Raw genomic sequence first — 9,842 nt, 5'->3', positions numbered from 1 at the left:
AAATGCACGCCCGGAGCCGTCTCTCCGGCTGTAACTCAGGCGAACTGAAGTCGACGATCTGCCGCAAGGGCGGCTACACCAAGGGCATCCGGCCGCCCGTCTCCGTCACGAGTAAGGAAAAGAAGCTGAACGCCGCCTCCTACGGCTACACCGGCCGCCCGGGCGACGCCGATATTGGTAACCCCTCGCCTGAGTCATGGCGCTTCCTGCTCTGCGCATGTTCCTGAGTTCGCTCGAGGGTGGTTGACGGGATCCCGTCCGATCTGATTGAGCGGAAGCTCCCAGAGCAGATCGCGTTCCACTTGGTCCAGCGAGGAGGCGCCCACGATGCGCATCGCCTCGGCCAGTTCCCGCGTGAGTTCGTCGACCAGCCGGGCCACGCCCGCGTCCCCGGCAACGGTCAGTGCCCACAGCACCGGCCGTCCGATGAAAACCGCGCGGGCTCCGAGTGCGAGAGCAGACAACACGTGGGTGCCACGGCACAGCCCGCCGTCCACGTAGACCTCCGTCCCAGTGCCGGCGACCGCGCCGACCACCTCCGGAAGTGCCCACGCCGTGGGTACCAGCCCGTCCAACTGCCGTCCGCCGTGATTGGAGACGAGCAGCCCGGAGGCGCCCGCCGCCGCGAACTCGCGGGCGTCATCGCCCCGTAGCACTCCCTTGACGACCACGGGCAGACCGGTCTGCTCACGCAACCAGCCGATGACCTCCGGGGTGAGGTCGGGAGCATGCTCGGCCGCCTCCCGCGCGGGAATGCCGGTCACGTTGCCGTACAAGTCCTCCGGCTGGACGAAGTCGGCCACGTGCGCACCGGGCTTGCCATGCGAGCCGATCACCGGAGTGTCTGCGGTGAGCACCACCGCCCGCGCTCCGGCGGCCTTCGCCCGCTGCAGCACCTCCACGGTCAACGACCGGTCCCGGGCCACATACACCTGCACCCACCACGGCGCTCCACTCGCCGGCAGGGCCGAGAACGGAACCGCCGTATTCGAGGTCACCGCCAACAGCGACCCGGCGCGGGCGACACCGCGCGCGGTAGCGGCCTCGCCCTCTGGATCCGCCCTGCGCTGCAGCGTACTCGGGGCAACCAGAACAGGCGTAGCAACAGACGTGCCCAACACAGTGGTCGACGTATCGCAGGAAGACACATCGCGCAGCACATGCGGCCGCAGCCGCAGCCGGTCCCAGGCTTCACTCGCTTCCGCCGCGCTTACGCCCGCACCGGCGCCCCGGCAGAAGTAGCCGTAGATGTCAGCAGGCAGGGTCCGCGCTGCCTGCTCCTGCAGACCATCCATCCAGCGAACGAGCTCCGTCACTGCCAGCCCTTCCCAAGAAATCGGTCCTGGCCCCGACTTCCTTGGGTTCCAGCCGTGCCTTGGGCCCAGAAGATCGGAGAACTCTTGATCACAAGTTAAGCCGTGCCGTACGCCCGGCACGAGCCCATCACGGAAGAGAGGGGGATCACGTGATCACCCATCAGGGCGGACCCAGGGTCGACACGACGGGGTCGGCTAGCGTGTTCGCATGCATACGGAGATGCCTCAACTGCCGCTGCTTGATCATGAGCTGACAGCCACCAGCAGTACCGTTGTCTACTCGAACCGCTGGATGACCGTCCGAGAAGACGGGACCCTGCGGCACGACGCAGCTGAGGGCATCTTCGGCGTGGTCGAGAAGCCGGACTTCGCACTTGTCATCCCCTATGCCGACGGTGGCTTCCACCTTGTTGAGCAGTACCGGTATGCGGTCAAGGGCCGCTACTGGGAGTTTCCCCAGGGATCATGGGAGGACAAGCCCGACGCGGATCCGCTCGCCCTCGCACGCGGCGAGCTCGCCAAGGAGACAGGGCTGACCGCGCGGGCGATGACACCGCTTGGGCACCTGTTCGAGGCGTACGGCTTCTGTGATCAGGGCTTTCATATCATTCTCGCGACCGATCTCACCCCGGGCGAGACCGATCTCGACGAGGAGGAAGCCGGCTTGATCAGCCGCTGGTTCTCCGAAGCTGAGGTATGGCAGCTCATCGCTGAGGGCCGGTTCAAGGACGCGCCCTCCGTTGCGGCCCTGGCCCTATTCCAGCGCTATCGTGCCGAACATGGCTGGTAGCTGACGCAACGGCGCCACCTTGACTGGCCATGACCAGACGGGATGCCCGGCCCTTCGTGAATGCCGGCAGGGCGGCGCCCATCCATCGCATCGAAGGAGCCTTGAGTCACCCGGCGTGAGGCATGTACGGGAACTTGGCCCCCAACTTCATTGAGAGCTGGAACTTTTCGATGAGCCCAGAACTGCTGAGCGATCAGGCAGGGAAGCTGCGCAGCGGCTCCACTGTCCGCCGGACTGCGTCCAGGCAGTGGCCGTCTCGGGGCTGATGCCCAGCAGTCGGGTGAGGACTGTGGCCGGGAACTGGGCGGACAGGTCCATCAGCGCGGCGGCGCGGCCGGGGCGGGAGTGGATGCCGAGCTGCTTTCGGTGTGACCGGTGCTCCGGCACCGCCGCCCGGTGCCGTCCGGCAGAAGCTTCATCGTCCGGGCGGTTGCCCGGCCGGCGTACACCGCGTTCGTCGCCGCGTAGATCGTTCCCACGTGCTCGGGCATCACCAGTCGGCCGGAGGCGGTGCGGCGCGGGACGGGGTCAGCGAACGAGACGACGCCGCGTACCCCCTCGGCGAGCAGAGAGTCGAAGCAGCGGGCGAGGAACCGGTTTTACGCGGCTATGGACAGCCAGCACCGCCAGACCAAGCAGGACGGGCTCCGTGATGCGAAAGACCATCTCGGCGTAGGTGCCACAGGTGGTGAGGTTCTGCTGGGAGGAGCGGAAAACCACGGTGCGCGGCGAGTCGCCGTCGAAGGGCCGGTGGGGTGGGCGGGACGCCAGTATGGCGAGGTCGAGCGAGCCCGCGCGCAGCGCCAGGGTTCGGCGCCAGGGCGGACACCAGGCCACCGGCCGAGACCACCGCCATCAGGCGAGGCCGTCAACGAGGCCACCGCGTACGCCGCCGCGCACGGTGGCCCGTTCGACCGCACCAGCCTCACCCCATCAGCTGACTGACACGGCCCACTGATCCCCACCACCCGCACGACCCGCCACCCTCACGAGCACAGGCAGCCATACTGCTGCTGTTTGACGTGAACGAAGCCAATCGGGTTTCTCGGCCGGTTACTGCTTCGTGGTGGCTTCGTCTGTCTCGAGGAACAGCACTTGTCGACCGGTTCGGAAGGCAGTTGTTGATCAACTGGTCCAAGGATGTCGATGAGAAATGACGGCAGTTTGGGGGCGATCCCGTCGACTACGACTACGACTGCAATGTGGCAGGCGCGACTGATGGGCCCTGGATCTCCAGGACGACCGCTGTTCCAGCGACAGTTCGGTCCTCGTGCATGGTTATCACTTGACCGGGCTGAAGCTGCTGCCACTTCGACGGGGAGAGCGGGGCGAGACGCACCGTGGCCTGGCTTCCGGGCTCCATGAAGGGCGTGAACTCCACCCAGAGGGCGGCTATGTAGAGGTCGGGTTCCCCAGTCGGGCTTTTTCCTCCGATGTTCCACATCGGTCGTAGGACGCCGGCTCCAGAGAAGGGTGTTTGCCGGCGGGCCTCGTGGGCTGGTCTGAGGGCGAGGTCGGCTCGGATGATGCCGTTGCGGGTTTCGAAGCAGCGCCAGTGACACCAGGCCGCGCTCCTGTCGAGTTGCATCTGCTCGGCGGCGGTGGCGAGGGTTTGCCAGAAGGCGAGCGGAGGCGGGTGGACATCACCAAGCTCCTCCAGCAGGTCGAGAGCGACTTCCCACTCGTCGTGGGCGAGGTACTCCCAGACGTCGTTCACCGTGATGTAGTTCTCGGTGACGACGGCTTCGGGAACCAGCAGTGAGGCAGCTTCCAGCAGCTTGGGAACGTCCATGCCTCGATTCTGGACGATGCTTGCGTTCGTCGCCGACCACCAGCGCCGCTTCGGCGTGAAGCGGCTGTGCACCATCCTCAACGTCGCCTGCTCAAGCTTCACCATCCCCTTCAACGTCGTGCCCTTGCTGATCTCCTTCGTCATCGGCGTGGCCGCGGCGCTGGCCGGCTCGGCCGCGACCCTGCTGCGCGTCTCGCTGATCCGGCCCATCGAGGTGCTGCGCGAGAGCGCCGTGGAACGCCGCGGTATGACGCCGATCCGCTGGCTGCTGGGGATCGGCATGCTGGCGGGTGCGGTCGCCGCGGGCATCGAGATCGCCCGGACTACGCCGTATCTGGAGGCCACCGTACGCAAGTATGAGGCGGTCCCGGTTCTCTACGTCGGTGCGGTCACCCTGCTCTCCCCGGTCCTGCTGCGTCCGGTCACCCGGCTGCTGATCGGTCCGCTGCGCCGCTCGGCCAAGGCCGGTCCGCTGCTGGTGCGCGAGAACCTCCTCACCTCCCGGCGCCGCACAGCCGCCACCGTGGCGCCGATCGTGGTGGCCGTCGGTCTGGTGGGCACGCTGCTGACGATGCAGAAGTCCGGCGACGCCGCGGTACTCGCCCGGCAGCGGCAGGAGATCCACGCGTCGGCCGTCGTGGTGCCCGGCGGCGATCTGGGGCTCGACGCGAGGACCCTGGACCAGCTCCGGGCCGTGCCCGGCGTCCGGGGCACCCCGGTGGCCGCCATGAACGTCCGGATCGGTACGGCCCACGGCGAGCAGATCGACTCGCTGACGACGAACGCGGTGCCCAGGAAGGCGATGGGCGACACCGTCCGGCCGCCCGTGCTCGCCGACTCTCTCGCCTCGCTGCCCGAGAACTTCCTGGTCATCGACGAGCACGCGGCTGAATCCGACGACCTGTCGGTGGGGCAGCACGTGGTCGCCCTGCTGCCGGCCGGCCGCCGGGTCCCGACCGTCATCGCCGCCGTCGTCGCGCGCGGCCTGCACGGGGACGACACCTACGTCTCTTCCGCGCTGGCCGACACATTGACGACAAGTCAGGTCTACCTCGACTCCGCGGTCGGCACCAGCAGGCAACTCGACGCGCAGCAGACGGCCGCGGTGAACCGGGCACTGGCGGACTCAGGCGCCCACGTCATGACATACGACGCCTACCTCAAGGCCCAGCGTTCGCACGCCGCGCGGCAGACGAACAACGCCGCGGTGGTGGTGATCCTGGGGATCGCGCTGGCGTACGCGCTGATCGCGGTCGCCAACACGCTGATCACGGCGATGGCCGGACGGCGGCGCGAGTTCGCCCTGCTCGCACTCGCCGGCACCGTGCGCGGACAGATCATGAAGGTCGCCGCGGCCGAGTCCGCCGTGGCGGTGGTCGTCGGCACAGCCCTCGCCGCCGTGGCGACCGTACTGGCCGCGGTGACCCATCATGCCTCGCTGAGTAGCCTCGTGACGGCGGCTCCGACGGTGATCCCATGGACCCAGATAGGGGGACCGTCGCGATCTGCGCCCTCGTCGCCCTGGCCACCGCGTCGGCCGCGACCTGGAGAGCAAGCCGTCGGCCTGCGATCGAGGCCGTAGGCATCCGTGAATAGCACACCCTCGGAATACTGCCCCTCCACCAGTTCGCGACCGAGACCGTCGAGCCGCGTGAGTACCGGGTCTGGCTCACTCCTGGCCAGGCGCGGCCGATTGACGGCGTCCAGTACGACGCCGTTCCCCCCTATCCGCTGCGCCGTGAGGAGCCAAGCGCCCAAGCGGCCGACCGGTGGGCCTGGAAGATCCAGCGGGCCCCGGCCGTCGGCGGCCTCGCCAGCACCCGCGCGCTAGCCGAGCAGCCCGTCAAAGCCGGCTGACTCTCTGCAGGTTGGATGGGCCGTCCCACTCGGGACGGCCTGTTGGGCTTTGGGCTCCCCGCCTCAGGGCCTGGCCAGAAGCCCTTTCCTGGTCAGCAGGTTTCGCACCTCTGCCAAGGACGCAGCGCACATGTGTGCTTGCCTGAGCGATTCCTCCGGGTGGGTTGTTGTCAAACCGATCACAGTGCAGCCAGCCGCCACAGCTGCAGTTATGCCCACTGGCGTGTCCTCCACGACCACGCACGCCGAGGTGGCGATGCCAAGTCGGGACGCGGCCAGGGCAAAGCACTCCGGCGCCGGCTTCGCGTGTTCCACGTCGCTGCCATAAACCCGCACAGCAGGGAGGGGGAGGCCCACGGCCGCGAAGCGGGCTTCGACGAAGTCCCCGTCACCAGAGGTCACGATCGCCCACGAGCTGCCGGACAACGCCCCCAGCAGATCCACAGCTCCGTCGACCGGCAGGATGCCGTTCCTCTCCTGGGCCAACAGCTCGTCGAGCACCTGACGCTCGAAGGCTGGGTCCAAATGCGCAGCAGCGTCCTTGACCGTGTCCTCGGGGCGGCGTCCGAAGGTGAGCTGCCACACCTTCTCAGGGTCCAGTCCACGCGTCAGCGACCAAGAGTTCCAGACCCTCCGGTGAGCGGCAGCTGAGTCCAACAGGACTCCGTCCACGTCGAAGAGCACAGCAGAGATTGTCATACCGGCATGCTCCCAGGCGGAGTGAGCCACGGGGCCGAGGACTCAGACACAGAAGTGACGTCACTCCCGTGGACATCTCCGCACCGGGCGACGCGGGCCTGCCGCCCAAACTCATCGACAATCGCTGTCGCCAGAAGTGGACGAAGCCATGCACCTGATGTGCGGCGTTGGTAGTTGCCGGGTTGCCCGCTCCGGGCGGTAACGTCCCATGCATGCGGGTGGTGACTTGGAACGTCTGGGGATGTTTCGGCCCGTGTCGGGACCGTGCGCCACGGCTCCTGGATACTCTGGCCACGCTACGGCCAGACATCGTGTGCCTACAGGAGACATGGAGCCTTTTCCAACCTCCTGTGCGGGCTGGGCAGTTGGCCTGACAAACGGGTGAAGCCCCTGGTAGATGGGTTTTCGACCAAGAGAACCGTCTCCGCCAGAGGCTCCGAATGCTTGTCTACCCGTCCGGCGTCGACGTGTCCAGCTCTACCCTGCGCTTCCTCGCTGCCCGCCTGAGGAACCACCGTCATGCTCTCGGAACTCGGTGGCGGCGCCTGAGCGCGGGCCGACAGGCCCTGCTCACTCTCACCCACCTGCGTAACGGCCAGCCCTACGCCCAGCTCGCGGCCGGTTTCGGGATCGGCACCACCACCGCCTACCGATACGTCACCGAGGCCGTCGAACTCCTGGCCGCACTCGCCTCCACGCTCGCCGAAGCAGTACGGGCCGCATCGATGAAGGCATACCTGATCCTGGACGGAACGCTGCTGCCGATCGACCGGATCGCCGCCGACCGGCCCTTCTACTCGGGCAAACACAAGAAACACGGCATGAACGTGCAGGTCATATCCGACCCGAAGGGCCGTCTCCTGTGGGCTTCACCAGCCCTGGCCGGCGCCGTCCATGACATTCGTGCCGCACGCGACCACGGCATCATCGACGCCCTCGCCCAGGCCGGCATCACCTGCTGGGCAGACAAGGGCTACCAGGGCGCGGGCGGCACGGTCCGCCTCCCGTACCGCGGCCGGTGGGACCGTCTTTCCACCGGCCGGCAGGCTGTCAATCGGACCCATGCGAAGGTGCGGGCACTGGTCGAACAGGCCATCGCCACCCTCAAGTCCTGGCGTCTCCTGCGCAAGCTCCGCTGCTCGACAACCCGAATCACGAGCCGCGTCCAGGCTGTCCTCACCCTCCATCTGGCCAGCTCGGACTAAGGATGGAGAAAAGGCTCACTGTGCCCTGTAGTGCACGCGGCCCCTACTCGCGTCGGTCTCCGTCCTGGAGAACCGTGAACATCGGAACGGGCCTCGATCCGAAACACCTTCCGATCAAGGAGTCCAGATCATGAGCAGCACCGTATCCATCCCGGAGCAGTTGACGCCCGCGCAGGCGGACGACCGCGCCTGCCTTGTCTGCGGTAGCGAGGCAGCGGTCATGCGGCCGGTGGGCGACCGCGCCGGCGTTCAGCTGTTCGCGTGCGTCTCATGCATCGACCGCGCCAGGACTCCCCACGACTCACGGCGGCCGACGGCCGTCCGTACTGTCATTCCATTCGGACTCGTGACCTGCTGCCGGTGGCATCGGTGTCCGACGGGGCCGAGCCGGGCGTGTGACGCGTCAGGGCCCATCCGCCGGACGCGGGTGAGTCCTGTCATACGTGCAGGCCAGGGAGGGGAATGCGATGGGCACACGCGAGGACATTGCGCGGGCAGCGAGCATTTTTGCATCTCACGTTGGCGAGGTGCGCTGCCCGGCCGACCGGGTGCAGCTCAGGCGAGGGCATCGAGACGGTGTGACAGGAACCCCGCCATCGCGCGGACCCCGATCCCGATCGCGTGCTCGTCGGCAGCGAACTCCGGGGAGTGGGGGACCCCGTTGATGCCCGCTTCCGGGTTGGCGACGCCGAGGTAGAACATCGCTCCGGACACCTGGTGCAGGAAGTACGCGAAGTCCTCGCCGTTGAACGGATACGCCGCGTGCAACACCATGACCGCGTCCGCACCCAGGGCGCCTCGCAGGTACGAGGCTGCCGCCGCGTTGAGCTCCGGCGAGCACACCATGGCGGGCAACGGAGGCTCGGTGAACTCCACCCGCCCACGGGGCAGCGCATCCACCCAGTGCCGCACCTCCTCACGGATCTCGGCGTACCGGCTCTCAGGCCAGGCCCGCAGATAGGCGTGCACTCGCGCGCCATCATCGCCCGAGCTCGAATGGGACAGGGCGTAGACAAAGCGTGCCAGCGGGCCGTCCGGGGTCTGCATGTCGTCCATGAACTGCTGGAGCTGTCCGGGCGTCTGCGGGCGCCCGACAGTCGACAATCCGTCGATCATGGCGACGAGTCGCTTGGCGTCGTCGGCGGCGCCCGGCCCCGCCAGCTCGATCCGGAAGCGGTCTTGCCCCGGCTGACCCGGCCCGACCGCGAACGTGCCGACTGCATTGGAGCCGCAGTGCAGCGCGTAGATCTCCCGCGGCGCGGTCCGCTCCAGGACCCCGTCCTCGATCATCGCCCGGGCGCCCTCGCACGTCTCCTCAGCCGGCTGGAAGACGAAGACGACCCGGCCGTTCAGCTGCTTCCGCAGCCGTGCGAGGACCAAGGCGATACCCACCCCGATCGCCGTGTGCAGGTCGTGGCCGCACAGGTGGGCCGCCCCCGGGACCTGCGAGGCGAAGGCACAGTCGAACAGTTCGTCGTCGTCGACGGCGTCCATGTCGGCCCGGTAGGCGACGGTCGGGCCCTCACCCGCACCGTCGAGCACCGCCACCACACCATGGCCGCCCACGCCGGTTACGACGGCCAGACCCGCGGCGCGAAGCCGCTCGGCGACCAGTGCTGATGTGCGCCGCTCCTCACCGGCGAGATCGGGATGCCGGTGGATGTCGCGGCGCATCCCGATCAGCTCATCGTCGATCTCGGCCGCAATCTTGTCGATCATCGCGTGGTCCAGCGCGGAAGACATGCGCCGGAGGCTACATGAGCCGATCTCCAACCGTGCCTAGGCGTTGGACGTGGCGGTGGGTGATGAGGCAGGTGGCGAGGCCGAGGAATGCTTCATGGATGTCGTCGCGTCGCTCCCAGCGGATCCGCAGGCGGCGGAAGCCGTGCAGCCAGGAGATCGTCCGCTCCACGACCCAGCGGAAGGTACCCAGGCCCGTACCGTGTGGCTGGCCGCGTTCGGCGATCACGGGGCGGATGCCCCGCTGCCTGAGCAGCCGCCGGTACTTGTCGTGGTCGTAGCCGCGGTCCGCGAACAGCATGTCGGGCCGGTGCCTGGGCCGGCCCGACGACACCGGCCACGGCTGGGACTTTGTCCAGCAGCGGTATCAGCTGGGTGACGTCGTTGCGGTTGCCGCCGGTCAGCGACACCGCGAGCGGGATGCCCTGGCCATCGGTGAGGAC

At 67.9% G+C, this 9,842-nt stretch carries 8 protein-coding genes and 2 pseudogenes; 5 read left to right on the top strand and 5 right to left on the bottom strand.

The features are described 5' to 3' along the window. Positions 1-227: pseudogene (locus C3488_RS41190) on the top strand (hypothetical protein); the annotation flags it as partial. Here C3488_RS41190 and C3488_RS38000 read toward each other — a convergent pair. Then, on the bottom strand, positions 195-1,316 hold the full coding sequence (locus tag C3488_RS38000) for an alpha-hydroxy acid oxidase (RefSeq protein WP_103845401.1): 1,122 nt from the start codon (positions 1,314-1,316) through the stop codon (positions 195-197). The pseudogene C3488_RS41190 and the gene C3488_RS38000 overlap by 33 nt on opposite strands. A gap of 208 nt (positions 1,317-1,524) precedes the next feature. Between C3488_RS38000 and C3488_RS37995 the strand changes: the two genes are divergently transcribed. Continuing rightward, complete coding sequence (locus C3488_RS37995) at positions 1,525-2,106, top strand: NUDIX hydrolase (protein WP_258053901.1); 582 nt, start codon at positions 1,525-1,527, stop codon at positions 2,104-2,106. Between the two features lie 1,189 nt (positions 2,107-3,295). On the opposite strand, the gene C3488_RS37980 is transcribed toward C3488_RS37995, so the two are convergent. Further along, the gene (locus tag C3488_RS37980) at positions 3,296-3,898 is read right to left on the bottom strand and encodes a hypothetical protein (protein ID WP_103845399.1); all 603 of its coding nucleotides are present in this window, start codon (positions 3,896-3,898) and stop codon (positions 3,296-3,298) included. Between C3488_RS37980 and C3488_RS42245 the strand changes: the two genes are divergently transcribed. Beyond that, a complete protein-coding gene (locus C3488_RS42245) occupies positions 3,897-5,480 on the top strand; it encodes an FtsX-like permease family protein (protein WP_258053900.1) in 1,584 nt (527 codons plus the stop codon). The two genes, C3488_RS37980 and C3488_RS42245, sit on opposite strands and share 2 nt — an antisense overlap. Before the next feature lie 338 nt (positions 5,481-5,818). On the opposite strand, the gene C3488_RS37970 is transcribed toward C3488_RS42245, so the two are convergent. Beyond that, positions 5,819-6,454, bottom strand: coding sequence for an HAD family phosphatase (locus C3488_RS37970; RefSeq protein WP_103845398.1), 636 nt, complete (start codon positions 6,452-6,454; stop codon positions 5,819-5,821). Positions 6,455-6,666: 212 nt separating this feature from the next. Between C3488_RS37970 and C3488_RS42815 the strand changes: the two genes are divergently transcribed. After that, positions 6,667-6,828, top strand: coding sequence for an endonuclease/exonuclease/phosphatase family protein (locus C3488_RS42815; protein WP_181139361.1), 162 nt, complete (start codon positions 6,667-6,669; stop codon positions 6,826-6,828). A gap of 66 nt (positions 6,829-6,894) precedes the next feature. Then, on the top strand, positions 6,895-7,659 hold the full coding sequence (locus C3488_RS37965) for an IS5 family transposase (protein ID WP_103845397.1): 765 nt from the start codon (positions 6,895-6,897) through the stop codon (positions 7,657-7,659). Positions 7,660-8,214: 555 nt separating this feature from the next. Here the strand turns inward: C3488_RS37965 and C3488_RS37960 are convergent. Both C3488_RS37960 and C3488_RS37955 read right to left on the bottom strand, forming a co-directional pair. Then, entirely contained in the window at positions 8,215-9,402 is a 1,188-nt protein-coding gene (locus C3488_RS37960; RefSeq protein WP_258053899.1) for a M20 family metallopeptidase, read from the bottom strand. Positions 9,403-9,412: 10 nt separating this feature from the next. Next, positions 9,413-9,842 (bottom strand): annotated as a pseudogene (locus C3488_RS37955) (IS5 family transposase); the annotation flags it as partial.

This window comes from Streptomyces sp. Ru72 (genome assembly GCF_002920635.1).
GTDB lineage: Bacteria > Actinomycetota > Actinomycetes > Streptomycetales > Streptomycetaceae > Streptomyces.
Note: the sequence above shows the minus strand (reverse complement) of the source record. Positions and strands in the feature narration are given on the sequence as shown.

Coding starts and splice junctions, on each gene's coding strand:
- C3488_RS37960 (WP_258053899.1), bottom strand. CDS start 9,402: ATGTCTTCCGCGCTGGACCACGCGATGATCGACAAGATTGCGGCCGAG.
- C3488_RS37995 (WP_258053901.1), top strand. CDS start 1,525: ATGCATACGGAGATGCCTCAACTGCCGCTGCTTGATCATGAGCTGACA.
- C3488_RS37965 (WP_103845397.1), top strand. CDS start 6,895: ATGCTTGTCTACCCGTCCGGCGTCGACGTGTCCAGCTCTACCCTGCGC.
- C3488_RS37970 (WP_103845398.1), bottom strand. CDS start 6,454: ATGACAATCTCTGCTGTGCTCTTCGACGTGGACGGAGTCCTGTTGGAC.
- C3488_RS37980 (WP_103845399.1), bottom strand. CDS start 3,898: ATGGACGTTCCCAAGCTGCTGGAAGCTGCCTCACTGCTGGTTCCCGAA.
- C3488_RS42815 (WP_181139361.1), top strand. CDS start 6,667: ATGCGGGTGGTGACTTGGAACGTCTGGGGATGTTTCGGCCCGTGTCGG.
- C3488_RS42245 (WP_258053900.1), top strand. CDS start 3,897: ATGCCTCGATTCTGGACGATGCTTGCGTTCGTCGCCGACCACCAGCGC.